Here is a 24,337-nt window from a genome sequence, read left to right on the forward strand (position 1 = left end):
TCATGTGATTACACTTTGCAGTGTTTTCATACTAATTTTATTTTTTTCATACTACGCACAATAAAGGTAGTGAGGAGTACTCGTTATGCATATTCCAGATTCCATGTTGCAAGGCACTATTTGTCCTGTGACTGCACTCATTAGTGTTGCTGGTGTCATAGCCGCTACATGGTGGGCGTTAAAGTCTGAATCACGCCCTAGTGCTGCGCGTTTTGCTGCTATTGTGGCACTGATTTTTGCTGGACAAATGATGAATTTCCCGATTAGCAATGGCACATCGGGACATTTATTAGGCGGAGTACTAGCGGCTACCTTTTTAGGAACACCATTAGCCATACTCGCTATTGCCTTAGTAGTTACGATTCAATGCCTAGTTTTCTCTGATGGAGGTATTACCGTCCTTGGCGCTAATGTGTTGAATATGGCATTGATCGGCGCAGGTATTGGCGGCTTATTGCAACAAAGCCTCACACCCAAACTAGGTAAATATATCGCTACTACGCTTGCCGCGTGGAGTTCAGTGGTGCTAGCTGCCTTTGCAGTCAGTGTGGAATTAGCACTAGCCGGAACTATTAATTTTGCTCAAGTACTTCCTGCTATGCTAGGTACTCATGCATGGATTGGCTTAGGTGAAGCCTTAATTTCTGTAATAGCCGTTGTAGTATTAGCTAATGAGTTTGCTAACAAGGGTGAGAAAATGTCTATCGCTATTCCTTTAGGCATTGCCGCTATGGTTAGCTTTTTCCTGAGTCCTTTAGCCTCTAGTTTCCCTGATGGTTTGGAATGGGTAGGCGAGCAATATCAATTTCTACACGAATCTGCCCCAGCCTTTGTGGGTGTTATGCCAGACTACACCATTGCAGCCATTAGCAACGAAAGTCTATCGACTGGAGTAGCTGGATTATTAGGCGTAACGCTTAGCTTTGTAGTAGCGTTTATTGTATGGCGGAGTTTGAGTAAAACAGCTACTCAACCTTAAGATACTAGCTCAAACACTAAAACTCTCGATTCAACCTTGGAAGACCACTAATCCTTTGTTAGTGGCTTCCCTATCTTAAGTTAAAGCACCTCATCTAGCTTGGCAGTGCTCAGCTCCTCCAAGCTAGGTAATTCATCCAACGAGCGTAAGTTAAAATAATCCAAAAACTGTCGAGTTGTACCCCAGAGCACGGGGCGTCCGGGCACTTCTTTATGCCCTAACATTCTGATCCAATTGCGCTCTTGTAAGGTTTTTAAAATAGTCGGATTCACGGCTACTCCTCGCACCTCCTCAATTTCAGCGCGAGTAATCGGTTGCCGCCACGCAATTAAAGCTAAGGTTTCTAATAAGGCGCGTGAATACTTAGCAGGACGTTCTTCAAAGTGACGTTGTACCCACTGCTGATACTGCGCTCTAGTTTGCAGTCTAAACCCTGAAGCAGTTTCTTTAAGCTCAAAACTACGTCCAGAGCATAAAGTCCGCAATTCTGTTAGACTTTGGCGCAAATCCGCACGCGTCACCTGTTCTTCAGGACTAAAAAAAGTCTCTAATTGCTCCAAAGACAAAGGCTTATCACTACTGAGTAAAATCGCCTCTAAAATTAGAGCCAGAGCATCGTGATTCATACTAGCGTCCATTCACACTGCTTCGACTGCGGTAATCATCACGGGAGCATAGGGGGTGGGCTGCGGCAATACTTCAATCAAGTGCGCTTTTAATAGCTCCAATACCGCCATTAAAGTCACCACAACCCCACGGCGTCCCTCTTCTAAGGTAAATAACTCTGCAAAGGGGACTGACGGATTAGCTTGCAACGCACTGAGTACCCGCGTCATGCGCTCACGAATCGACAAAGGTTCGCGCCGGATACTGTGATGGGCTGCTATATCGGCGCGTTTCATCACGGCTTGACACGCCAATACTAATTCACGCAATTCAATATCCGGCAAAGGTAAGACTTGAGCCGTTTTTTCCACCCACGTATGCGCCTCAAAATGATCACGCTCCAAACGCGGTAATTCCTCTAAAGCGTGTGCTGCTTTTTTAAAGCGCTCATATTCTTTCAGGCGCTTAATCAGTTCCATGCGTGGATCGTATTCATCGTCTAGTGCAGTTGGCTCAATAGGCAATAAGGCACGCGATTTAATTTCGGCTAGTAAAGCTGCCATCACTAAATACTCGGCGGCTAAATCGAGATTAAATTCCTTCATTAATTCGACATAGGCCATGTATTGCTCAGTAATCGCTGCAATCGGAATATCACTGATGGCTAGATTTTGGCGGCGAATTAAATACAGTAATAAATCTAAAGGACCTTCAAACGCTTCAAGTACCACGGCCAACGCATCAGGAGGGATATACAGATCATTAGGTAGCGTGGTCAGGGGTTCGCCATAGACTAAGGCGAGTGGAATACTCGCCTCGTCATTTAATTCACGCACGGTGGGTAAAACCAATGGCGTCTAACACATCGTCCATCGTTTGCCTTGCTACACGTCGTGCGGCTTCAGCGCCTTCATGGAGGATATTTTGCACTAAGGAACGATTGCTTTCGTATTCGGCTACACGGTTTTGAATCACGCTGAGTTCAGCTTTCACCGCTTCAATCACCGGACCTTTGCACTCAATGCAGCCAATACCCGCACTGCGGCAACCATTTTGTACCCATTCGTGAGTACTCGCATCGGTATAAACCTTATGTAATTCCCACACCGGACATTTGTCTGGATTACCGACATCCGTGCGACGTACACGAGCCGGATCGGTGGGCATAGTACGAATTTTTTTCTCGACTTGATCCAGCGGCTCACGTAAAGCAATAGTATTCCCATAGGATTTAGACATTTTTTGACCGTCTAAACCGGGCATTTTAGACGCTTTGGTCAAGGCAGCTTGGGGTTCGGGTAAAATCGTTTTGCCCACACCATCTAGATAGCCTAGTAAGCGTTCTTGATCACCTAGTGAAATATTTTTCTGCTCGGCTAATAACGCTCGTCCAATAGCTAACGCTTCGGCATCGCCTTGCTCTTGATAGCGTTTACGTAATTCGCGGTAAAGCTTAGCGTCTTTTTTGCCCATTTTATTGATCGCAGCTTCGGCTTTTTCCTCAAAACCCGCCTCACGACCGTATAAATGATTAAAGCGCCGTGCCACTTCACGGGTTAATTCAATATGCGCGACCTGATCTTCGCCTACGGGCACACAATCCGCTTTATAAACTAAGATATCGGCTGCTTGTAGTAAGGGATAACCCAAAAAGCCATAGGTGGATAAATCACGTTCTTTGAGTTTTTCCTGTTGATCTTTATAGGTAGGAACTCGTTCTAGCCAGCCCAATGGCGTGATCATGGAGAGCAATAAATGCAATTCAGCATGTTCTGGCACATGCGATTGAGCAAAGATAGTCGCCTCTTTAGGCGAAATACCCGCCGCTAGCCAATCAATTACTAAATCTTCCACATGGGTAGAAATCTGTTCAGTATGCTCGTAATGAGTGGTTAAAGCATGCCAATCAGCAACGAAGAAAAAGCACTCATTGTTAGTTTGCATTTCGACCCAGTTTTTGAGCACGCCATGATAATGACCTAAATGCAAGCGGCCAGTGGGACGCATCCCTGACACAATACGTTGATTACTTAATAAACTCGTTGCCACGATGTTTCCTTATATCCGAAAAAGTTACTTTAGTTCAACCAAGCAGTAAGTAAACCGAACAGACTACCCACGACTGGGTTGAGAATCATAGGCAATACCCCTATGACTAACAAGCCTAAAATAATAAACATGCCATAAGGCTCAATACGATCAAGGGCTTGACTAATCCGCGCTGAGGTTAAACCCGATAATACCCGCCCCCCATCAAGTGGTGGAATAGGGAGCAAATTAAATACCATCAAAATTAAATTGATCAAAATACCTGCAATACTCATCTGCATTAAACCACTCTGCACATTAGGATCGGGTATGACTAGATAAAATAACCATAATAAGAACGCCCAACCTAAGGCCATGAGTAAATTAGCCGTAGGTCCTGCCGCAGCTACTATCATCATATCGCGGCGATAATTTTTAAGGTTTCTAAAATTGACCGGAACAGGTTTCGCCCAACCGAATAAAAACGGTGAGTTGATCAACAATAACATCACTGGAACTAACACCGTGCCAATCGGATCAATGTGTTTGAGTGGATTAAGCGATAAGCGCCCTAACATTTTAGCGGTGGTGTCACCTAGTTTATTCGCTACCCAACCATGTGCGACCTCATGTAAGGTAATCGCATACAGGACAGGCAATGCCCATACCGCGAACTTATAAATAATTTCTTCAAGGGATAAATCACCCATTTAACACTCCTAATGACCCACTAACCATTTAATATCTCCCTTACCTTGACGCAAGACTTCGGGCGGCTCTGCCATTAAATCTAATACGGTAGTAGGTTCTTGCCCACAAAACCCTCCATCTATAATCAAATCCACTTGATTATCTAATAACACCTGAATCTGATAGGGATCGGTTAAAGGTAAAGGATCATCGGGCATAATGAGTGTGACTGACATCAATGGTTCATTGAGTTCCTGTAATAAAGCTTGAGTCACAATATGGTCAGGAATGCGTAAGCCTATGGTTTTACGCTTAGGGGTTTGCATACGCCGTGGCACTTCTTTAGAGGCTTTTAAAATAAACGTGTAAGGCCCAGGAGTCAGCATTTTAAGCAGCCGATAATTAATATTATCGACCATGGCATAATTAGAGATTTCTGACAGATCGCGGCACAACAGAGTGAAATTATGCTTGTCATTGAGGCGTCTAATGCGCTGAATACGCTCCATAGCCTCTTTATTACCCATATGACAACCTAGGGCATAACTCGAATCGGTGGGAAACACCACCACCGCACCGTCTTTAATCTGCTCCACGGCTTGACGGATAAGGCGCTTTTGTGGATTTTCAGGATGAATAGGTAAGAACTGACTCATGTATGATTTATCGTTTACAATGGATACTTTAAAGTCTATCACAGGATAGCCAGACTCATTCTATGAAACAATTATTTGACTTTTTTCCGATTGTTATCTTTTTTCTCATTTACAAATTTTATGGTGATCTTCCGCCTCAATGGATAGAGCTAGCTAATAGGCTGCCTTTAGTAGAGCTTACGCCCGGAGAACCTAAACACGCGATTTTAATGGCGACGCTGGGGATTATTATCGCCACCTTGCTGCAAAATCTAGTGCACTATTTGATCTATCGTAAACTAGAGCGCATGCACCTTATCTCTTTAGTACTACTCCTTGCGTTTGGTTCGCTCACGCTGGCTTTTCGTGATGGCAATTTCATTATTTGGAAAGTAACGGTTATCAATTGGCTGTTTGCTGCTGTATTCTTAGGCAGCGAGTTCGTAGGAGAACGTAAACCCTTAGTCGAACGCATGATGAGCAAAGCTTTACAAGTTCCCGCTCCTATCTGGTTTAAGGTGAATCACCTGTGGGTTGGATTTTTTATCGTCTTAGGGATTTTAAATTTAATAGTGGCTTATGGCTTTAGCGAAGAGACTTGGGTTAATTTCAAACTATTTGGTGTGTTGGGCTTAACCTTTGTGTTTATTATTGCTCAAGCGCTGTATCTACAGCGTCATGCCTTAAATACAGCCGAGGATAAATAATATGTGGTACTCGATAGTTGGCGAAGACACCGAAAATAGTTTAGAGAAGCGACTCGCGGCGCGTCCTGCGCACGTGGAGCGTCTGCAAGCACTGCAAAACCAAGGTAGGTTGCTGCTAGCAGGTCCTAATCCGGCGATTGATAGCGAAAATCACGGAACTGCTGGTTTTTCTGGCAGTCTGATTATCGCCAGTTTTGATTCCCTTGCGGATGCACAGGCATGGGCTAATGCTGATCCGTATGTGAGCGCTGGCGTCTACCAACAAGTAGTGGTTAAACCATTTAAAAAAGTATTACCATGAGGTTAAACATGCACTTAAAACTCAGTACACTAATAGCAACGGGCTTATTAGGGCTGCAATTCATCACCGTTCCTGCTGCTTTTGCCGAAGGTGTTAAACCTGCTGACACCAAGCCTGCTGAAACGGCAGCAGCTCCTGCTGCTAGCGATACTAAAGCAGCACCGGCTGAAACGGCTGTCGCTATGGTGAATGGAATCGCTATTACCCGCACCCAACTGGATTCCATTATGGAAATGGTCAAGCGCTCAGCGCCGGGTGAGGTCGATGAGAAAAGTGTACTGGATGACTTAATTGCTACCGAATTGGCTCGCCAAGAAGCCCAAAAATCAGGTCTAGCCGAGCGTCAAGATATTAAAGATAAGCTCAAAGACTTCTCAGATAAATTAGTACTGAATGCGTGGATGCAAGATACCGCAGCCTCTTTTAAATTCACCGATGAGGAATTAAAAGCGGCCTATGATAAACGGGTAGGCGATACCCCTAAATTTGAATACAAAGCCCGTCACATTCTGGTGAAAACCAAAGAAGAAGCGGATGCATTGTTAAAAGAACTGAATGGGGGCGCTGATTTTGCCAAGGTAGCTGAAAAAGCGTCTACCGGTCCTTCTGGTCCGATGGGGGGGGATTTAGGCTGGTTTAGTCCCGACTCTATGGTTCCTCCCTTTGCTGAAGCCGTTAGTAAAATGGAAGCTAACACCATCAGTAAAGAACCAGTGCAAACTCAATTCGGCTGGCATATCATTAAGTTAGAAGAAAAGCGCGATGTCAAACTGCCCGATTTAGAGCAAATCAAACCACAATTGCAACGCCTATTAGAGCAAGAAAAAATGATTGCTCATATGCGTTCCTTACGTGATAAAGCGGATGTCAAAGTGTTATTACCAGAGACCAAACCCGCCGAAACTAAACCCGCTGAAGCAGCACCCGCTGCGGAAGCTAAGCCTGCTGAGGCAGCACCCGCTGCGGAAGCTAAACCCGCCGAGACTAAGCCTGCTGAAGCAGCACCTGCGGCTGAAACTAAACCTGCCGAAGAAAAGAAACAATAACTCGGCTAGGTATTTACAAGATACTCAGTTTACTGAGTATCTTGTTGATCAACCTGATTTATTTTGTCTAGGAGTTTCCTTATGAAAGCAAGCTGGCGCCAATTCCTTACTCATCACGGAGCCGAATTCGAGGCAGGCAAATTACTCTCATTTGGCAATCCTGAACGTGAACGCAGCATTCCACCCCAAGGTGCTATTTTATGCGATCTATCCCATCAAGGATTGATTGCGGTCAATGGCAAAGATGCGCGTACTTTTTTACAAGGCCAACTGAGTGCCGATCTTAATGCCGTTAGCCCTTCAAAGACGGTTCCCGCTGCTTATTGCACCCCTAAGGGTCGCGCTTTAGCCACCTTTCAGGTATTTGAGCGTGAAGGCACTCTTTATCTCGCTGTTGCCTCTGATCTAGTCGAGCCGATGTTAAAACGCTTACGTATGTTCGTGATGCGCTCAGATGTGTCCTTGATCGATGCTCACGATAGCTTTGTGCATTTTGGCTATGCGGATCCACAAGGCGAACAACGACTACAAGCCATTTTAGGGCAATACCCCACTGAAGTAGACCAAGTACTGCAAATTAATCAACTCACGATTATACGCCGTGCGGCTGAAGTACCGCGCTTTGAGATTTATGGTCAGTTGGACGACAGTCAAAAGCTGTGGGAATCTTTAAGTGTACACGCAGCGGCTGTGACTTTTGAGGTGTGGGATTATTTTGAAATTGCAGCAGGGATTCCGCATGTCACACTGGCGAGTAGTGATGCTTGGGTCCCGCAAATGTTGAATTTGCAATTGATTAATGGAGTGAGCTTTACCAAGGGATGCTACCCCGGACAGGAAATCGTAGCACGCCTCAAATACTTAGGCAAAAACAAGCGTCAACTCTATCGCTTAAGCGTGGATAGCTTTCACCTGCCCGCTGTGGGCGCAGTGATTAGTAGTCCTACCGAACCCGAAGCGGGTCAAGTGCTGAATGCGGCACTGAATCCCGATAGCCGTGTAGAAGTGCTGGCGGTGATGAAAATTGCTCAAGTCACCGAGCCTTTGTCCTTAGAGGGTAAAGCGGTGCAGGTATTGCCCTTGCCTTATGCGTTTGAGGAGGATTAGCACACTGAACCGTTTTATGGCTTATGTAGGTGTCTATGTTTCTACCTACACTCCTTGCCTAGGGCAAAGGCTTAGGTTTACCCTTATACCCGTGCTCCTGCCTAGGGCAAACACGTAGGTTTGCCCCTGCATTAGTCCCACCACTTATTCAGCACTTTAGTTGTATTGTCGACAACCTGCCTAATCAAGTACCATGCTGCGCACTATTGCGACTCTCACTAGGCATTAATGATGACAACTCAACCTTACCAACCACTCGCTCAAGAGATTGCCACTACCATTTTGCGTGGTTTTAATCGTCACTTTGAAATCTTTCAATCGATTACCTCCGGTGCACGCGAACGCTTTGAGCAAGCCGATTGGCGCCAAGTACAACTCGCCTCACGCGAGCGCATCGTGCTCTATGATCATCGTGTGGAAGAAACCATTGGTCTAGTCAAAGAGCTATACGGCATTCGTAACCTCGATCAAGGTTTATGGAAAGCTATTAAACTGTGCTATATGCGCTTGACCTCGAATCATCGCCAACCAGAACTAGCAGAAACCTTTTATACCTCGGTTTTTTGTCATCAATTCCCGCGTGAATTCTATACCAATGAATTTATTTTTCTACGCAATGGTATTTCAACTAACTATATTCAAGGGGACTTACCTAGTTATCGTTGCTACTACCCTAATACAGTAGGACTGAAAAATAGTATCATCCAGATCATTCAAGACAGTGGCTTTAAAATACCCTTTGAAAACCTCGACCGTGACATTCGCAATATTTATAAACGCATTATTAAACTATTTCCGAATAAAAACAAACGTAAAACCGCCTTAAACTTTCAACTGCAAGTTATTCGCCATCCTTTTTTTAGAAACAAAGGGGCTTATATTGTGGGGCGTATGATTAATGGGCGTGAGGAAGTAGGCTTTGCCCTACCCATTTTGAATAATGAACAAGGTGGGCTTTATATTGACACCTTATTATTTGGTGAAAAAGAACTATCCTTAGTTTTTAGTTACTCGCAAGCCTATTTTATGGTGGAACATCAAGTTCCCTCGGCGATTGTGAATTTCCTACAGCATATTTTGCCTGATGCCAATCGCTCTGAACTGTATTCTGCCATTGGTTTACACAAACAAGGTAAATCGGATTTCTACCGTGATTTTCTCCATCATTTACGTCACTCTAGTGATGAATTAGTGATAGCGCCGGGGATTCGTGGGATGGTCATGATGGTCTTTACCCTGCCCTCTTATTCCTATGTATTTAAAATTATTAAAGATAAATTTGCTCCCCAAAAAGAATTTACCCGTCAAGTCGTTGCCGAAAAATACCAGCTAGTAAAGCGTCATGATCGGGTGGGGCGTATGGCGGATATGTTGGAATATTCGGATGTATCACTCCCCAAAGCACGTTTTGATCCGGCTTTATTACAAGAGCTTCATGATACTTGTGCTAGCAGTATTATTGAAACGCCAGAGGGTGCGGTAGTGTTTAAGCATATGTATATTGAGCGCCGTATGACTCCACTCAATATTTATTTAGAAAAAGCGACGGATGCTGAACTAGAGCATTTAATCAAAGACTACGGTGATGCTATTAAGCAACTAGCAGGAGCTAATATCTTCCCCGGTGATTTCTTGTATAAAAACTTTGGAGTTACTCCTTTAGGGCGCGTGGTGTTTTATGACTATGATGAAATTAGTTATATGACCGAATGTAATTTCCGTAAAATTCCGCCTCCACGTTTTCCTGAAGATGAGTTTAGCAGTGAGCCTTGGTATTCTGTTGCACCCAATGATGTCTTTCCAGAAGAATTTGGTACGTTTTTATTAACCAATCCTAAAATTCGTAAAATCTTTTTAAAGCATCATAAAGATTTATTGGATTATCGTTATTGGCAACAAAAGCAAGAAAATATTAAACGTGGTATTTATGAAGATGTATTTCCTTACTCTACCCATATTCGCTTTAAACGTTGAGACCTACACAGCTGGTTAATACCACTTGACTGACGGGCGCGGACACCTCGCAGTAGGCGTGCTATAGTGGCGCTATAGCACTTTTGGGTAGCAGAACCATGATAAAAACTATAACTATTACTCAATTTAAACGTGAGCCATTGCCCACTAAATCAGAACAACAACAAATTTGGCAGTACACTTGGCAAATCAAGGACGAAAAGCAACACTTTCGCCAAATTAGTGCGCGTATTGTGTTCAATATCGCGGAACAAACCTCATCTTTTCAAGCAGAATATGTGCGCGAAATGCCCTTAGTCGATGCTTTATTGCGCCATCCGGTAGGCACTACTTTTACTATCGATTTTACTGAATTTAATCAAAAGCATTGTTATGACAGCCGCGCCCCCTATAAATTAGGTACTGAACTACCCTCTGAGCACACTTTGTTATTTCCGGCTAAAGAAAAGCAGCAGCATTTACAAATCGAAGTCCATGGCTTTATTTAGCCATCTCCCAGCCACTCACTCTACTTTTCGGTTAATCCCAACAGCCTCTAGTCGGTTATTCAGCACTGCGCTATTTCTGCGCTACCATACTAATAGCATCCTAGAGGAGAACTGCTTATGTTGACTAAGGTGCGCCGTCAAATCACCTCTTACCGTGATTGGCTATGGAATAAAGGTATTACGTGGCTGAATACCGAACCCAACCGACAAGATTTAAGTGCTTTAACCGATTTCGATTTCTTAGAGCGTGAAGTGCGCCCTGCGGATGTGATTTTATTTGCCGGTCAAACGCGTGTGAGCCGTGTGATTCAAACCATAGTTTTATCCCCATGGACACATGCAGCGCTCTATGTAGGTCGGATTAATGATATACGTGACCCTATAGCACGCGCTCGTTTAGCAGAGTTTTATCAAGGCGATCCCAATGAACCGCTAGTGGTAGAGTCTTTATTAGGTAAAGGCACGATTGTTAATCCTTTGACCAAATATAAGCATGAGCACCTACGTATTTGTCGCCCAGCGGGATTAACCTGGAGTGATGCAGATAAAGTAGTGAATTTTGCCATTGAGCATTTGGGGCTAGATTACGATATTCGTCAATTGCTGGATTTAGCTCGCTTTATGTTTCCTTATGCTATTTTGCCACGGCGCTGGCGCTCGTCTTTATTTCAGCATAATGCGGGTAATCCCACCCATATCGTGTGCTCTAGTATGATTGCGCGTTGCTTTCAACAAGTACGCTACCCCATATTGCCAGTTGTGAAAAATGAGCAGAATGAACAAGTGCGCTTATATGAGCGTAATTTTCGCCTTATCACACCGAGTGATTTTGACTATTCACCGTATTTTAATGTAATTAAATATCCGGCTTGGAACGCTAGCAAAGAACCGGTATACCGTACCTTACCGTGGCATCAAGAGTAGGAGGTTAATATGTCTCGATTTATCTCTTTACGCCAACGCTATTTTAGTCGTCCGGTGATGCACTTTATGCGTCGTCAATTGCGTCTCACCGAGCCGGATTTACTCAATCATCCTGAACCCGATCCCGAAAGTTGGGACATTGCTATCTTTTCTGGTAAACCTAATTGGAAGCGCCTGCAAGCTTTAGCATTTACCCAGCTCATGCCGCATGAACGTCTGTTTTTAGAAAATACTATTCAGCATCTTTGCCAGCAACTCAGCCCTTATACTACGACTGCCTTTGAACAATTGCCCACTACCCTACAAGATAGAGTGCGCCAAGAGGGTTGTTTTGGGCTATTGATTCCTACCCAATACCAAGGCATGGGCTTTTCAGCCTTAGCTTATTCCCAAGTCTTACTGAAATTAGCCAGTTGCCACCAAGCAACTGCTTTAGCCATTTGGCGGGCGAATAGCGGTCTTAGTGAATTAATTCAGCGTTACGGTACAACCGAGCAACAAGCACTCTACCTACCTCAAATCGCTGCGGGTCATTGGGAAACACAATTATTATCCGCCTCACAAGGCAGTAATAGCTTATATAATCCTATTACTCACGCTAGCGTGCTGAGGGTTAATCAACAGCTACGCATTCAGCTACATTTGCCTACCCCAGTACTCCAAGCGCTTAAACCTCAAACCTTAGTGGGATTAGTAGTGCATCTACAAGACCCCCATCAATTACTCCAGCAACCCATGCGCTCTGGGCTAACTTTGCTACTGTGCCCTTTAAGTACCTTACAACCCCTTAGTGATGAAGGTGTGCTCTTAACACTAGAGCAGCTATTAGGAGGAGAAATACTGATTGGTCAAGGTGAAAGTATGTTGTTAGATACTTTAACCGGACGCGGTTTAGGTCTGCCCGCATTAGCGGTAGGTATGGCTAAATACACGGCACGCTATACCGGAGCCTATGCCAAACTACGCCAACAATTAGGTATGCCACTAGGTTACTACCAAGGCATTGAAGAACTATTAGCGCGGATCATGGGTAATACTTACCTCATGGACGCAGCACGTATTTTAACCGCCACCGCTTTTGATCAGGGACAACGCCCCCTATTGATTAGTGCCCTAGTTAAATACCAGCTCACTGAACGCTTGCGCCAAGTGATTTTAGATAGTCTAGATATTGTCAGTAATCAAGCCCCCGCTTTACCGAGTGCTTATCTGGCTCAGGTGTATGAAAAACTACCTTATTATTTAAACCTAGAGGGCAATGACTTACTGCTACGCTCGCTATTAGTATTTGGGCAGGGAACTTTGCAATGCCACCCACAACTATTAGCCGAAATTCGCAGCGCACTGAATAAAGACCTACCCCAATTTGATCAAGTACTGACTCAACACTTAGGGCAAATCGCACGGCACTTGCGCCAAAGCATTAGCTCAGGTTTAACCAATAATATTTTTCATGGGCAAGGTAGCCCTAGTACCCGCCGCTATTATCGCCAATTAAATCGACTGAGCCGTCATTTTGTGCTTTTAGTGGATTATGTGGTGATGTCTTTAGGCGGTAATCTACTCCAACATGAAAGCCTATCGGGGCGTATGGCGGACATTATTGCCAATCTTTATTTATGCCTAGCGACTCTCAAACATTATGCTGAACAAGGCGAACCGGAAACCGATAAACCCTTAATGGAGTATGCGTGCACACTAGCCATGCACCGCGCTCAACAGGCTATGCTGGCGGTGTTTCATACTTTGCCGCGTCCTTGGCTGACTAAAACGCTGCGCACGGTAATGTTTCCCTATGGCAAGCCGTTTAGTCCTCCTAATCCGCATCTCATTCATGCAGTGGCGCAATTAGCCCTCGAACCCTCAACTACGCGTGAGCGGGTTACAGCGGGGATTTATTTGGGTACGGATAATCATCCTAATGAATTGACTAGACTCGATCATGCACTCGAACAAGCCATGATCACCGCCCCCGATTTTCATCAACTGCGCCGTCTGGTGAAACAAGGCAAATTAAAAACCCATACTCTTCATGAATGGATTGAAGAAGCGAGTACTTTGCATTTATTACCACAAATCAGTATTGAGCGCCTACGCCAAACCCAACGCCAACTGGAACAAACCCTCAATGCTCAGGATTCAGACTAAACTCAGGCGCAAATCAAGGATGCAGCGCCCGCCAAGATAAAAAATTGCCTATTGGCATTCTTGCGATGCTAATAGTTAGTTCGGGACAATTCTTTTGTACCCCCCAAGATCCCATAAAACATCCCCTCTCTGCATAAGCTCCCCCCTTCCCAAACCCAATAGACCGTACTACACTTTATTCAGTGCTACACTGATTTATGTGTTAAAGAGGAATAGCTATGTCTACCACTGTCAATTTTACCAGCTCTGTAGATCGTGATTTATTAAGACGCGCTAAAATTATTGCCGCTAAACATGATACCTCTGTCAATGCTCTGTTTAATGCCGAGTTGCGTCACTTAGTCGAAACCTTTGAGGCAGCAGAACAAACACATAACCAAAATTACTCCATCTTATTAAGCTTTTCCTTGGGGCGCTTAGATAGCGATACTGCGCAATCTGCGTTAGGTTTGGCGGGTGAGGAGGATTTATTTCTGCTCTTGGCACAGGCTCGTTTACCTATGCCGCGCTTACCTGAAGCCATGACTCAAAGCATGGTGGAGTCACTGAATCAGCTCATGATTGGGACGCAGCATTAATGAGCCATCCTATCATTTTGATTGCTGACGCGGGACCTTTGATCACGCTGGCTTATGCGGATGCTTTAGATACCTTATTGCTGCCTAGGTGGGGGGTACAAATGGTGGATATGGTGTTATATGAAGTGACCCGCCATCTCACCCCCAGTAGTCAAAAAATTGCGGATTGGGTAAAACACCGCCAGATCACTATAGCTCAGACACAGGTTTATCAGCGTTATCAAGCTGCTTTAAGTACAGGAGCGATACCGCGTAAAAATCATTTAGGGGAGTTAGCCATTCAGGAGGTAATGACCGATTTTGCGCTACAAGTGCCTGCACCTAAAGGGGTATTTTTATTTGAAGATCATAAGATTGCTAAAACCAGCTTTATTTTGCCTGACAGTTGCCACAAGGTGAGTACTCGTGCGTTTTTACGCTTTTTAGAGCAGCAAGGTTTGATTGAATCGGCTCAAGTGATTGAACAACAAGCTATTCAAGCAGGTAGAGCTTTTTCGAGCTTACGTTTTCCTTCTGATCCGGTGCTGTGATTTTAGTAGCTGATGCTTCGCCCTAGCCTTTAGCTTAGCTTCTTCCTAGTTTTTATTGATCGCTATTTGGCGTAATTGCTCCTCCACCTCATTCTGAGGCACTTCTAATAACTCAGCTATCACAGTGGCACTCATTCCCGATAGGTGCATTTTCTTGATCAGTTTTAAAGTTTGCTGCTGCTTTTCTTTTTGGCTTTGTTCCAGTAATAGGTCTTTTTGCTGAATCACCGAATCCTTCTGCTGAATCACGGACTCTTTTTCTTGTAACACACTATCCTTTTCTGCCATGAGTGCTTCGAGTTCTTTTAGGGTGTCCTTGCGTCCCCATTGATAGGAAGGTAGGCGTGAGACATCTACTTGAGTCAACATTTCTTTGGTCTCCTTTATTTGTTGTTCTAAATCGCGGTTTTGTCCCAAGATTTCTAGCATGCTGAAATAGTCGAGAAAGCCTTTTTGAGTTTAATTAACCGCAAAGCCTGTATAGGGGCGTACTGACTCAGGTAGAAAACCTAATACAATCCGCTCTTTAGGAATACCATGCTCTATCAATGACTCCGCAATATTGGCATCCGTACTGTCGTGCTGTAGCCATATTTTTTCACCTTTTATATCAATATGAATTAAGCAACCGTGGGTACGCCTTTTCCCTTGCCAGCCTTGTGCAATCACTTGATAACGGTGTTGTTTATCATCAAAAATAGTGCCTAACTCTATGTCGCCTGTAGCAGAGGGAATATGGGCAATACGTTCTAGTAGTTGTTTAACGGTAGTGTGGTCATCAATTAGCTCAGCCATTGGGTGATTACCTCTTGCTGTTCATCAAATACGATCAATTTGATATGGTGTTTTTCTAGTACTAGTTTACCAAAAGGTGTTTCAAATAGGGTGTCATAAATATACTCGGGTATAGCTAAGTACAAGTGTCGTTCTGGGTCAGACTCAGCTAGTACTAAACGATAGTTTAATAATTGCCCCACTGTTACATGCAGTTCTCGCAAGGCTGATGTCCCTAAAAAGGTTTTGACCTCTACTGCAATTTTTTGTCCGTTTTTACTTGCACCTAGTAGGTCTTCTGCACCAAAGTCGATGTAGAAATCAAAGCCACCATAGCGTATATGCAGGGGGTCATTGGTGACTGTCCAACCATCCTTAATGAGTGCTTGTTTGACAGCTTCGTGGTATAGGTCTTTAGCTGGCATTGATATTCCTTGACAAAGTAATCTATCCTAGTTTTTATTGATCGCTATTTGGCGTAATTGCTCCTCCACCTCATTCTGAGGCACTTCTAATAGCTCGGCTATTACACTGGCACTCATTCCCGCTAGGTGCATTTTTTTGATCAGTTTTAAAGTTTGCTGCTGCTTTTCTTTTTGGCTTTGCTCCAGCAATAAATCTTTCTGCTGAATCACAGATTCCTTCTCTTGCAAGACTATTTGAGTCTGCTGAATCACGGACTCTTTCTCTTGCAGGACTATTTGAGTCCGCTGAATCACTGACTCTTTCTCTTGCAAAACTATTTGAGTCCGCTGAATCACTGACTCTTTTTCTTGTAACGCACTATCCTTTTCTGCCATGAGTGCTTCGAGTTCTTTTAGGGTGTCTTCTCTTCCCCATTGATAAGACGGTAGGCGGGAAACATCTACTTGAGTCAACATTTCTTTTGTCTCCTTTATCTGTTGTTCTAAATCGCGGTTTTGTCCCAAGATTTCTAGCATGCTGAAATAGTCGAGGAAGCCTTTATCATCATTGACCATTAGCAGTCGTAAGCGTGAGCCGATTTCTCGTACTACGGCATTGGCGGGGCGACCTTTAAAATCACACAGTATGGCGAGTACTAAGGCTTCGGGCGTGTTACGCTCCAATAGGGTTTGGCAATCTACAGTGTGCATGTCGACCAGCTCGTACTCATAGGACAAATGCGGTTCGCTAATGCTGTTGGGCATGGTGCAGCGTTCTTTGCCGATGTAGAGCAAGTATTGTTGCAACGGCTCGCTGTGTTCCATGCGTATATCGTGATAATAGCGCAACATGCGCCACGGGATAATGGCTTGGTTATTGTTCTGGATTTCGATGTGGAGAATCATGATCTCTTGCGTGGGGCGGGAGCGGGCTTTGATCACTAAGTCGGCACGGCGTTGTTCGATGCGTTCTTTTTCGGTTTCGAGTAATTCGACCGAGTTGGGGTCTACGTCGAGTCCTAAGAGCAGGTTTGCCATGTCGGCTGCCATGCGTTTGAGTAGGGCTTTGCTGGCGATGTCTTTGGTGCTGAGGTATTTGGTTTTGGGTTGGTCGGTCATAGTTTTTCCTATCAGAGTCTCAGCGTCCAGAGGTTTCAGAGGTCAGAGGTATGGGGACAGCGCAACACCGAAATCCAACAAAGAAGTAACGGTTGACTCGCCAACTGAAGTAGCGCACAGCACAACGGACGAGCCTCTGAAGGTTGGAGAACGCCCCGCCACGCAACACAGACATGGCGTTTTTATCAGCTATTGTGGTACGTTGCCACCACTCTTTAGTCCACACTGCCGGATAAGGATAATCATCTTTTTTGCTACGTGTCCACTCCCAGACATTACCCACCATGTCTTCACAACCATACGGACTGGCTCCCAGTGGATATACACCAACAGTCGTAACTTGACCAATATTCAGAGCATAGTTCAAATGCTCATCGGTCAGCTCATTGCCCCACGGATAACGTCGCTGTGGATGAGAGTTATTTGCTAAGCCTCCGCGTGCCGCTTTTTCCCATTCCACTTCATCTGGCAAAGTAATACACCAATCAGCCGCTAACAGTCCTTTACGGTGCAAATGCTCGGTCATCCAGTGGCAAAATTGCAGTGCCTCGTGTTGTGAAACATACACTACTGGAGTATTCGCTATTCCCTGCAAAACACGGTCGCCCTCTAACTGAAAATACGTTGCTTCCACAAACTGCCGAAACTGCGCCACCGTCACGGGATACTTTGCCAATTGATAGTCATAGCTTAGGTCATACTCACCTGCGGGTGTTTCATCCTCATATCCATCTTTATCATTAGCGCCCTTACCCATCCAAAACTTACCCGCTGGAATGGGTATAAATTCCATTGCTTCCACCGTCATGACTTCTGGGCGCGGGTCGCCGATCACTGCCAAAGAGCGTCCCATACTAGCGCGATACTTAGCCTGTATAGCAGAGTTACGTAACTCCTGTAACAACTGCTTTTTAAAGGGTTGCCATTTTTCAGGACTAACCCCTTCCTCACCAATATCCGCTAAAGCCTCCGCCGCAATCGCCTTCACCGCCCCCTCTTTTATTGCCAATAAACGCTCTAATAGCTTGGTAATGATAATGTCTTGTTTTTGATTTAAACCCACATGCCCTAGCGCTAATAGCAAGACCTCGCGCCACTCACTCACCGCCGCATAACACACTATGGTACTCACCACCCAATCTAGCCCCTGCTCTTGCTGTAATTGGTTTACCAAGTGTACGGCTGCGAGATACTCCATAAAAGTCAAATGCAGAAAGCCAAATTGACGCCCGCCACGATCAATTAACAGCCCCGAATGTTCACGCACATCACGGATAAATTGCCGTGCCTTATCATCTGTACCATCACCGAGTAAAGCAGGTTGTTGTTGTAACCAAGCGAGCAATTCCCTTTCCGCCACCAATCCCTTGCCGGGGACGGTTTCCTGTAGCCACCACGCTAGTGGTTCCAAAATACGCCGCAGCATCCGCTCATTAGGTAAGGGGCAAGTAGTCGCATGAATATTGCGTGCTAACAACCAGTCGTGGAGTAAGCTGTTTAAATAGCGCTCATACAATATCACTCGATGACGCGGTAATTGGCTACCTTGCCGTTTTTGAATCACTAGCATCGTGAGTAAGAGTGGATTAGCTGCCAGCTTACCGACAGCGGGGTTATGCTCCACTGCCGCAATTAACTCACGGGCTTCTCGCTCGGCTTCATAACTAGCCACCTGCTTTTCTTGATAAGCTTGAGACTCAATCACCTGCGTCCAACGTCTAATAAAGGTCTTGATTTCCTCTAGCTCAAAATCCAATAAGGTACATTCACGCAAATCGGCAATTTCTGGTGGGCGCACTTCACGATAGCCAATAATTCGACTGGTCATTACCGCACGATTGCCAATACGCACATAATGACTTAGGAACGCTTGCACTCGATCCACCACCACATTGCGTTGGCTAACTTCCTTAACCTCATCCAGACCATCTAGCAGGATTAACACTTTGCCCTTTTCTAGGTGAGCATCCAGCAAAGCATCCAAATGAGCCACGTCCATACGGCTACTAAAATACTCCACCGCAAAACGCCGCAGGCTTAAATTCGTTTGACGTGCTAGAGCATCGGAGTAAGCCGATAATGGCAGTAATAGCGGTAAATACCCCTGCAAACCTAGTTGAGCTGCCTGTCCGGTTGCTAATAGATACGCCATAAAACGCACGACGGTGCTTTTGCCAGACCCCGGATCACCCAAAATGACGAGCACTGCCTGCTCCATCAATAATTGAAGTACAGGTCGTAAATCATCTAAGCGCTTTCCAAGATGTTCTTGTTCCTCTTGGCTCATTTTACGTCCCGCACTGCGTAACTCATCGGTCAAAGTATCACCATGCGGTAAAGTCAAACGCGCATTAAGCGGAACAAATAACTCCACCAGCGGAAATCTCAGACGTAAGCCACTATTATCACCCATGCCTTTTAGCGGTAAGTAACGGTAATAAGCCTCAATATCTCTCAAAAAATCGCGGCTTACCGCTTCGGCTTGTGCAGTGGGTAAACGTAGGGCTGCGGCATAATGACGAATGGTAGACTCCGAAACCGACCAATTATTCACGGTAATCTGTGTGCCCTCGTGGGTTTGCCCCACCACGACCGCGCCATCCTTAGCAAATAAATCTCGACCTTGCCACGGAGCTGTATTGGCTCTGAGGTTGCTTGGTTCGGTAGGTAAATCCCTCTTTGCTGAACTCCCAAACCAGCTACGTAGGGCTTGCCATAGACTCATAGAAATCTCCTATCCTCACCGTGTTTGCGCTCTAAAATGCGCTGGTATCGCGCTCTTGCCAAGGCAGCAACATTGTCTGGCAAGGTAGAAAACACCCGCTTGCGCAACCCCAAAGTATTGCCATAGCTTACGTGATTATTCCAAGCCATTACTGAGTCCAATACATTGTCCACATCTGCAACACCAGACTGGTATTTCTCTAATAAAATTTTCAACTTGTGCTGGTACTGTATGCCTTTACGTTGTTTCAAACGCCTTCGATTTGGGAAAACTTGAAACCCCAAAAACCCAAAACCTTCGGTCACTGGTCTAGGATGCGCTCCTGTGTGAATATGTAGGCGTAGCTTGTGTAAATATAATTCTGTCTGTTGCTTCCATTCCCACAATGTTTCCTTTTTATCGGCAAACAACTGCATATCATCGACATAACGCACATAACCCTGACAACGCAACGTGCGCTTGATGAAATGATCTAGTGGGTTAAGAAAAACATTTGCCCAAAATTGGCTAGTTAAATTTCCAATTGGCAGTCCCTTGGGGCGCATTAAAGCTAGTAAGTCATCTCCTAAAAAAGGCTCTATATCTACCTCCTCCCTTAAAACACCTTCCCCACTTTTCAGAATGCGCCTCATCAATTCCAATACGGCATCATCAATCACTTTTCGTGACAGTTGGTCTAATAGAATGGCGTGATCAATGCTGGGGAAAAACTTGCGTACATCCAGTGATAATACATAGGGAAAACGCTGAGCCAACTGCTGGGCACGATCTAGCGCTCGGTGATTGCCTTTGCCAACCCTATTAGCAAAACTATCAGCGATGAAACTACGCTCAAATACTGGCTCAATCAGGTTACACAAAGCATGGTGTACTACACGATCTGCAAACGGAGCAGCGCTAATCAGACGGCGCTTAGGATCATGTACATAAAAGCTGTAATAGCCTCCCGGCTGCCATTCACCTGCTAATAATGAGGTCTGCAAAGCCAACAGATTTTCTTCTAGCTGATGCTCAAAAACGGCTACCTCTCCCTTACTGCGTTTACCTTTACTGGCTTTTTGCCATGCTCGGTGTAGATTTTCCCAGCTTGCCAAACCTAGCAGCGAAATATTAGCCATAAAAAAGCCCCCTACCAGACCAGCAGGGTGGGGGGCTGTTGCTATTTACCCGGCTGTAACCAGCACGGCTAGGAATACACCCCGCCATTAGCCTCGAAGCGACAGCCCATAGCAGTAGCCTATTTCCGGCGACCAATGTGGACAGCGCAACACCGAAATCCAACATTGTTGTTACGGTTGTCTTGCCTATTGTTGTTGCGCACAGCACAACGGACGTTCCTCTGATTGTTGTTGAACGCCCCGCCACGCAACACAGACATGGCACGCTGTTTCGGGTATATCCCCACAATGGCATAGTTCCATTGTCTGTTTTAGGCGGTTTTGAACCAACCACCCAATAATTTTCCAACTTCTGAAAGCATAGGTACGACATGAGCGTATTGTCCTTGAGAAAGCCACTCCATCTTTGCCGCCAACCGAATATACAAGCGTAATTTTGCCAATGCTTCATCAGCTCGCTGCAAACTATCACGTCGTGCTGCTGCTCGACGTAGATTGGCGTTTTCCAAATGCTCCCGTAAATCAAATGCGGCATCTAACAAACGTTTGGTGAAATCATGGCGGTGCATCTTTGGAAAATGCCTTGTTACTTGCAACAACCACGTCAACAAGTCAAATGTTTTGCTGAAAATGGGCATTTGTTGCGGCGGGGTAGTGCTAGGCTCAGTCATAGTCCAACAGCTCAGAGTTTCAACGTCCAGAGGTTTCAGAGGTCAGAGGTATGGGGACAGCGCAACACCGAAATCCAACATCGAAGTCACGGCCGTCCCGCCACCTGTTGAAGCGCACAGCACAACGGACGTACCTCCGAAGGAAGAAGAACGCCCCGCCACGCAACACAGACACGGCGCTTTTATCCTCTGTTGCAGTACGTTGCCACCACTTTTTAGTCCCCACGGCTGGATAAGGATAAGCATCTTTTTTGCTTCGTGTCCACTCCCAGACATTACCCACCATGTCTTCACAACCATACGGACTGGCTCCCAGTGCATAGATGCCTACCGTGGTGACTTGATTGATATTACCGTCATAATTCAGATGCTCATCGGTCAGCTCACTGCCCCACGGATAACGCCGCTGCGGATGGGGATTATTTGCCAAGCCTCCGCGTGCGGCTTTTTCCCATTCGGCTTCATCCGGCAAGGTGATGCATAGGTCAGCCGCTAACAGTCCTTTACTGTGTAAATACTCCGTCATCCACTGGCAAAATTGCAGCGCCTCGTGTTGTGAAACATACACTACTGGAGCATTTGCTATCCCCTGCAAAGCACGTTCATCCTCTAACTGAAAATGCGTTGCTGCCACAAATTGCCGAAACTGCGCCACTGTCACCGGATACTGTGCCAATCGGTAGGTATAGCTTAAGTCATACTCACCTGCGGGTGTTTCAGCTAAAAGTTCTTCATCCTCTTGGTCATGCTCTCCCTGTCCCATCCAAAACTGACCCGCTGGAATGGGTATAAACTCCATCGCTTCCACGGTCATGACCTCTGGACGCGGGTCGCCAATTACTGCCAGATAGCGTCCAATCGCAGCACGCTCTACCGCTAGCAAATGAGGCGTTCTTAAGGCTTGCGGTAAGGCTGAACGAATACGCTGAAAAATCCGCTCTTGGCGCTTAGTCAGCTCAGTATGGCGCACATTTTCCGCCATGATCTCTGAAGCCAAGCGTACCCCCCATGCTTCAGGTAGCGCATCATCATTACTTTCCGCTGGATGCAAACTATCCAATAACGCCCATACCTGCCCAGGCTCTTTTTGTGCCTTTATGCCCCCTGCTAACACCACCACCTCACGCCAACGGTCAGGGTCAGTTTTGCCCAAATGAGCGGCGACCTCATGCCACTCTTCAAAGGCACTGTAGCGCTCCAATAAAGCCCTTTCCTCACGGCGTAAATAAGCCGCCGCTAAATACTCTTGAAAACTGCGATGCGGAAAGGTATAGATGGCGTCCATCTCACTGAGACCACCGCGCTGATAGAGAATACCCACCCGATCTCGCAGATATTCACACAGCCGCAAGGGTTTTAGGTCAGTTCTGCCCTCACGTAGTAGCTCGGTCACTAATTGACTAGCCGCAATATCAGCCGTTTCTTGCGCGATAGCTTGCTGCTGTTGAGCATGAGCGTTAAACGCCAAACGCTCTAAGACTAACCGAATCGTGTCCTGCCCCATCTGTAGATATTCAGCAAGGCTCAGTTGCTCACAGGCAAAGGCTCTATCGGCATCCTCTGCCTTAAAACGCGCTTTTTCCCATTCATCAATCAACAACTCCAAGAGGCGCTCGTATAAATCGGCGCGACGCTCCGGCAATTCATGCCGATTGGCATGTAGATAGGCGATTAAACTAAGCAATAACGGACGCTCTGCCAGCCTCGTGAGTGCCGGACGACCTAAAACAGCGGATTGCAGTTTATCCGCCCGTTGTGATGCTGTTTCCCCCTGATAATCCCGCGCACTGCCATACCAGCGCTGGATGAAGCGGATCATTTGTCCTTGATTAAAAGGCGCTAAATGCGTCTCGGCAAACCCTGCCAATTTCCACTCTGGTTTAGCATAAGCATAGGGACGACAGGTCACTAAAAAGCGATTGCCAGAAAAAGCTTTCACAAACGCAGCTAAGCAAGACAGTAAACGCTTGCGCCGCTCCCCAGCTTGTGGTACTTCATCTAAACCATCCCACATCACCAGCACTTCACCCGTGCGTAGCCGCGCATCCAAGATCGGGCTATAGTCTTGCTGGCACTGTTCCTGTAACTGCCAATGGATAAAGTCCAGCACACAACGCGCATGCGCCTCTGCATCAGTGAGCGGAAAATAACGCGACGCGGCAAAGTCACGCAAAATCAAACGCAGCGGAATTAGTGCGCCCTGCTCCCACTGTTGGCGCACCTCCTCCTTCTGTGGCTTATCGCTCCCCACCACCTTAATTTCACGAGTTTGCGGTTTACCATTTTCATCTGGCAAAGGGGCAGTTAGGGTATGCAAATTGGCGCGTTCATCCTCTAACAATTCACCCGCAAGGCACAAAGCTAGATAACTCACAAAAGCACTCTTACCACTACCCGGGTCACCAGTGAGTACTAGACGATTTTTGAGATTTAACATATCCAGAGCAGATAATTGTTTGTGAGCTCGTCGCCCAGACCAAATAAATAAACCATCCTCAACCTCACGATATTGCTTAGGAAATTGGTCAACGCTATCCGAATTTGTTAATAAAGCCGTATAGACTGAATCTAGCCCAATGCTGGGCGTATTTTCGTCCTGTTTACGTACCAGCCGCAGCCATTCCAGCCCCATGCAATCCTGCATGACGAAACGTAAGTAGTGCTGCTCGTGCTCGCGCACCTCTTGTTCAGTGGTACATTGTCCCGTTTGGTTAATAATCTGAATGACACTGTTATAAGCCAGCCCTACGGCTGCCGAACCCCTATCCGCCTGTGGCATAGCTAG

25 protein-coding genes are annotated in these 24,337 nt (G+C 45.8%); 11 read left to right on the plus strand and 14 right to left on the minus strand.

Features of this window, described 5'->3' with window-relative positions:
* Positions 1-85 precede the first annotated feature (85 nt).
* Complete coding sequence (locus IPL34_RS17785) at positions 86-979, plus strand: energy-coupling factor ABC transporter permease (protein WP_296842839.1); 894 nt, start codon at positions 86-88, stop codon at positions 977-979.
* Between the two features lie 80 nt (positions 980-1,059).
* On the opposite strand, the gene scpB is transcribed toward IPL34_RS17785, so the two are convergent.
* The 5 genes from scpB to IPL34_RS17810 are packed head-to-tail and all read right to left on the minus strand — an operon-like array spanning position 1,060 to position 4,959.
* A complete protein-coding gene (gene scpB / locus IPL34_RS17790; RefSeq protein ID WP_296842840.1) occupies positions 1,060-1,605 on the minus strand; it encodes an SMC-Scp complex subunit ScpB in 546 nt (181 codons plus the stop codon).
* Positions 1,606-1,617: 12 nt separating this feature from the next.
* Positions 1,618-2,421 (minus strand): segregation/condensation protein A, encoded by an 804-nt coding sequence (locus tag IPL34_RS17795; RefSeq protein ID WP_296842841.1) that lies wholly within the window; start codon positions 2,419-2,421, stop codon positions 1,618-1,620.
* Positions 2,414-3,634 carry a tryptophan--tRNA ligase gene (locus IPL34_RS17800; RefSeq protein ID WP_296842842.1) on the minus strand — a complete coding sequence of 407 codons (1,221 nt, stop codon included), beginning with the start codon at positions 3,632-3,634 and terminating at the stop codon, positions 2,414-2,416. Before IPL34_RS17800 ends, IPL34_RS17795 begins: the two co-directional genes overlap by 8 nt.
* Positions 3,635-3,663: 29 nt before the next feature.
* Positions 3,664-4,323 (minus strand): site-2 protease family protein, encoded by a 660-nt coding sequence (locus IPL34_RS17805; protein WP_296842843.1) that lies wholly within the window; start codon positions 4,321-4,323, stop codon positions 3,664-3,666.
* Between the two features lie 9 nt (positions 4,324-4,332).
* A complete protein-coding gene (locus IPL34_RS17810) occupies positions 4,333-4,959 on the minus strand; it encodes an L-threonylcarbamoyladenylate synthase (protein WP_296842844.1) in 627 nt (208 codons plus the stop codon).
* 62 nt (positions 4,960-5,021) lie between these two features.
* Here IPL34_RS17810 and IPL34_RS17815 point away from each other — a divergent pair, with 62 nt between their 5' ends.
* The 10 genes from IPL34_RS17815 (at position 5,022) to IPL34_RS17860 (ending at position 14,741) form a co-directional block, all read left to right on the plus strand.
* Positions 5,022-5,645, plus strand: coding sequence for a septation protein A (locus IPL34_RS17815; RefSeq protein WP_296842845.1), 624 nt, complete (start codon positions 5,022-5,024; stop codon positions 5,643-5,645).
* A 1-nt stretch (position 5,646) separates the two neighbouring features.
* Positions 5,647-5,946, plus strand: coding sequence for a YciI family protein (locus IPL34_RS17820; RefSeq protein WP_296842846.1), 300 nt, complete (start codon positions 5,647-5,649; stop codon positions 5,944-5,946).
* A gap of 8 nt (positions 5,947-5,954) precedes the next feature.
* The gene (locus IPL34_RS17825) at positions 5,955-6,992 is read left to right on the plus strand and encodes a peptidylprolyl isomerase (RefSeq protein WP_296842847.1); all 1,038 of its coding nucleotides are present in this window, start codon (positions 5,955-5,957) and stop codon (positions 6,990-6,992) included.
* An 81-nt stretch (positions 6,993-7,073) separates the two neighbouring features.
* On the plus strand, positions 7,074-8,099 hold the full coding sequence (locus IPL34_RS17830; RefSeq protein WP_296842848.1) for a folate-binding protein YgfZ: 1,026 nt from the start codon (positions 7,074-7,076) through the stop codon (positions 8,097-8,099).
* 228 nt (positions 8,100-8,327) lie between these two features.
* On the plus strand, positions 8,328-10,073 hold the full coding sequence (gene aceK, locus IPL34_RS17835) for a bifunctional isocitrate dehydrogenase kinase/phosphatase (protein ID WP_296842849.1): 1,746 nt from the start codon (positions 8,328-8,330) through the stop codon (positions 10,071-10,073).
* Positions 10,074-10,171: 98 nt separating this feature from the next.
* Positions 10,172-10,561, plus strand: coding sequence for a hypothetical protein (locus IPL34_RS17840; protein ID WP_296842850.1), 390 nt, complete (start codon positions 10,172-10,174; stop codon positions 10,559-10,561).
* Positions 10,562-10,678: 117 nt separating this feature from the next.
* On the plus strand, positions 10,679-11,485 hold the full coding sequence (locus IPL34_RS17845; RefSeq protein WP_296842851.1) for a YiiX/YebB-like N1pC/P60 family cysteine hydrolase: 807 nt from the start codon (positions 10,679-10,681) through the stop codon (positions 11,483-11,485).
* A gap of 9 nt (positions 11,486-11,494) precedes the next feature.
* Positions 11,495-13,633: an acyl-CoA dehydrogenase domain-containing protein gene (locus IPL34_RS17850; protein ID WP_296842852.1), complete on the plus strand. Its 2,139-nt coding sequence runs from the start codon at positions 11,495-11,497 to the stop codon at positions 13,631-13,633.
* 218 nt (positions 13,634-13,851) lie between these two features.
* Positions 13,852-14,211 (plus strand): hypothetical protein, encoded by a 360-nt coding sequence (locus tag IPL34_RS17855; RefSeq protein ID WP_296842853.1) that lies wholly within the window; start codon positions 13,852-13,854, stop codon positions 14,209-14,211.
* Positions 14,211-14,741, plus strand: coding sequence for a hypothetical protein (locus IPL34_RS17860; protein ID WP_296842854.1), 531 nt, complete (start codon positions 14,211-14,213; stop codon positions 14,739-14,741). The genes IPL34_RS17855 and IPL34_RS17860 overlap by 1 nt, the downstream gene beginning before the upstream one ends.
* Positions 14,742-14,786: 45 nt before the next feature.
* Here the strand turns inward: IPL34_RS17860 and IPL34_RS17865 are convergent, their stop codons facing one another.
* The 9 genes from IPL34_RS17865 to IPL34_RS17900 all read right to left on the minus strand — a co-directional run bounded on the left by IPL34_RS17865 (position 14,787) and on the right by IPL34_RS17900 (position 24,331).
* Positions 14,787-15,110, minus strand: coding sequence for a hypothetical protein (locus tag IPL34_RS17865; RefSeq protein WP_296842855.1), 324 nt, complete (start codon positions 15,108-15,110; stop codon positions 14,787-14,789).
* A 90-nt stretch (positions 15,111-15,200) separates the two neighbouring features.
* Positions 15,201-15,536: a XisI protein gene (locus IPL34_RS17870; protein WP_296842856.1), complete on the minus strand. Its 336-nt coding sequence runs from the start codon at positions 15,534-15,536 to the stop codon at positions 15,201-15,203.
* A complete protein-coding gene (locus tag IPL34_RS17875; protein WP_296842857.1) occupies positions 15,524-15,940 on the minus strand; it encodes a XisH family protein in 417 nt (138 codons plus the stop codon). The genes IPL34_RS17870 and IPL34_RS17875 overlap by 13 nt, the downstream gene beginning before the upstream one ends.
* A gap of 27 nt (positions 15,941-15,967) precedes the next feature.
* Entirely contained in the window at positions 15,968-17,038 is a 1,071-nt protein-coding gene (locus IPL34_RS17880; RefSeq protein ID WP_296842858.1) for a hypothetical protein, read from the minus strand.
* A gap of 19 nt (positions 17,039-17,057) precedes the next feature.
* A complete protein-coding gene (locus IPL34_RS17885) occupies positions 17,058-19,763 on the minus strand; it encodes an SUMF1/EgtB/PvdO family nonheme iron enzyme (RefSeq protein WP_296842859.1) in 2,706 nt (901 codons plus the stop codon).
* Positions 19,760-20,881: a reverse transcriptase domain-containing protein gene (locus IPL34_RS17890; RefSeq protein WP_296842860.1), complete on the minus strand. Its 1,122-nt coding sequence runs from the start codon at positions 20,879-20,881 to the stop codon at positions 19,760-19,762. The genes IPL34_RS17885 and IPL34_RS17890 overlap by 4 nt, the downstream gene beginning before the upstream one ends.
* A 119-nt stretch (positions 20,882-21,000) precedes the next feature.
* The gene (locus IPL34_RS20775) at positions 21,001-21,168 is read right to left on the minus strand and encodes an SUMF1/EgtB/PvdO family nonheme iron enzyme (RefSeq protein ID WP_366931083.1); all 168 of its coding nucleotides are present in this window, start codon (positions 21,166-21,168) and stop codon (positions 21,001-21,003) included.
* A gap of 24 nt (positions 21,169-21,192) precedes the next feature.
* A complete protein-coding gene (avd, locus tag IPL34_RS17895; RefSeq protein WP_296842861.1) occupies positions 21,193-21,552 on the minus strand; it encodes a diversity-generating retroelement protein Avd in 360 nt (119 codons plus the stop codon).
* A 19-nt stretch (positions 21,553-21,571) separates the two neighbouring features.
* Positions 21,572-24,331: an SUMF1/EgtB/PvdO family nonheme iron enzyme gene (locus IPL34_RS17900; RefSeq protein WP_296842862.1), complete on the minus strand. Its 2,760-nt coding sequence runs from the start codon at positions 24,329-24,331 to the stop codon at positions 21,572-21,574.
* Positions 24,332-24,337: the final 6 nt, after the last annotated feature.

The organism is Thiofilum sp., from assembly GCF_016711335.1.
Classification (GTDB): domain Bacteria; phylum Pseudomonadota; class Gammaproteobacteria; order Thiotrichales; family Thiotrichaceae; genus Thiofilum.

Excerpts from the sequence above, each read along its gene's own strand:
- IPL34_RS17785 (WP_296842839.1), top strand. The coding sequence starts at position 86 with ATGCATATTCCAGATTCCATGTTGCAAGGCACTATTTGTCCTGTGACT.
- scpB (WP_296842840.1), bottom strand. The coding sequence starts at position 1,605 with ATGAATCACGATGCTCTGGCTCTAATTTTAGAGGCGATTTTACTCAGT.
- IPL34_RS17805 (WP_296842843.1), bottom strand. The coding sequence starts at position 4,323 with ATGGGTGATTTATCCCTTGAAGAAATTATTTATAAGTTCGCGGTATGG.
- IPL34_RS17810 (WP_296842844.1), bottom strand. The coding sequence starts at position 4,959 with ATGAGTCAGTTCTTACCTATTCATCCTGAAAATCCACAAAAGCGCCTT.
- IPL34_RS17815 (WP_296842845.1), top strand. The coding sequence starts at position 5,022 with ATGAAACAATTATTTGACTTTTTTCCGATTGTTATCTTTTTTCTCATT.
- IPL34_RS17820 (WP_296842846.1), top strand. The coding sequence starts at position 5,647 with ATGTGGTACTCGATAGTTGGCGAAGACACCGAAAATAGTTTAGAGAAG.
- IPL34_RS17825 (WP_296842847.1), top strand. The coding sequence starts at position 5,955 with ATGCACTTAAAACTCAGTACACTAATAGCAACGGGCTTATTAGGGCTG.
- IPL34_RS17830 (WP_296842848.1), top strand. The coding sequence starts at position 7,074 with ATGAAAGCAAGCTGGCGCCAATTCCTTACTCATCACGGAGCCGAATTC.
- aceK (WP_296842849.1), top strand. The coding sequence starts at position 8,328 with ATGATGACAACTCAACCTTACCAACCACTCGCTCAAGAGATTGCCACT.
- IPL34_RS17840 (WP_296842850.1), top strand. The coding sequence starts at position 10,172 with ATGATAAAAACTATAACTATTACTCAATTTAAACGTGAGCCATTGCCC.
- IPL34_RS17845 (WP_296842851.1), top strand. The coding sequence starts at position 10,679 with ATGTTGACTAAGGTGCGCCGTCAAATCACCTCTTACCGTGATTGGCTA.
- IPL34_RS17850 (WP_296842852.1), top strand. The coding sequence starts at position 11,495 with ATGTCTCGATTTATCTCTTTACGCCAACGCTATTTTAGTCGTCCGGTG.
- IPL34_RS17855 (WP_296842853.1), top strand. The coding sequence starts at position 13,852 with ATGTCTACCACTGTCAATTTTACCAGCTCTGTAGATCGTGATTTATTA.
- IPL34_RS17860 (WP_296842854.1), top strand. The coding sequence starts at position 14,211 with ATGAGCCATCCTATCATTTTGATTGCTGACGCGGGACCTTTGATCACG.
- IPL34_RS17865 (WP_296842855.1), bottom strand. The coding sequence starts at position 15,110 with ATGTTGACTCAAGTAGATGTCTCACGCCTACCTTCCTATCAATGGGGA.
- IPL34_RS17870 (WP_296842856.1), bottom strand. The coding sequence starts at position 15,536 with ATGGCTGAGCTAATTGATGACCACACTACCGTTAAACAACTACTAGAA.
- IPL34_RS17875 (WP_296842857.1), bottom strand. The coding sequence starts at position 15,940 with ATGCCAGCTAAAGACCTATACCACGAAGCTGTCAAACAAGCACTCATT.
- IPL34_RS17880 (WP_296842858.1), bottom strand. The coding sequence starts at position 17,038 with ATGACCGACCAACCCAAAACCAAATACCTCAGCACCAAAGACATCGCC.
- IPL34_RS17885 (WP_296842859.1), bottom strand. The coding sequence starts at position 19,763 with ATGAGTCTATGGCAAGCCCTACGTAGCTGGTTTGGGAGTTCAGCAAAG.
- IPL34_RS17890 (WP_296842860.1), bottom strand. The coding sequence starts at position 20,881 with ATGGCTAATATTTCGCTGCTAGGTTTGGCAAGCTGGGAAAATCTACAC.
- avd (WP_296842861.1), bottom strand. The coding sequence starts at position 21,552 with ATGACTGAGCCTAGCACTACCCCGCCGCAACAAATGCCCATTTTCAGC.
- IPL34_RS17900 (WP_296842862.1), bottom strand. The coding sequence starts at position 24,331 with ATGCCACAGGCGGATAGGGGTTCGGCAGCCGTAGGGCTGGCTTATAAC.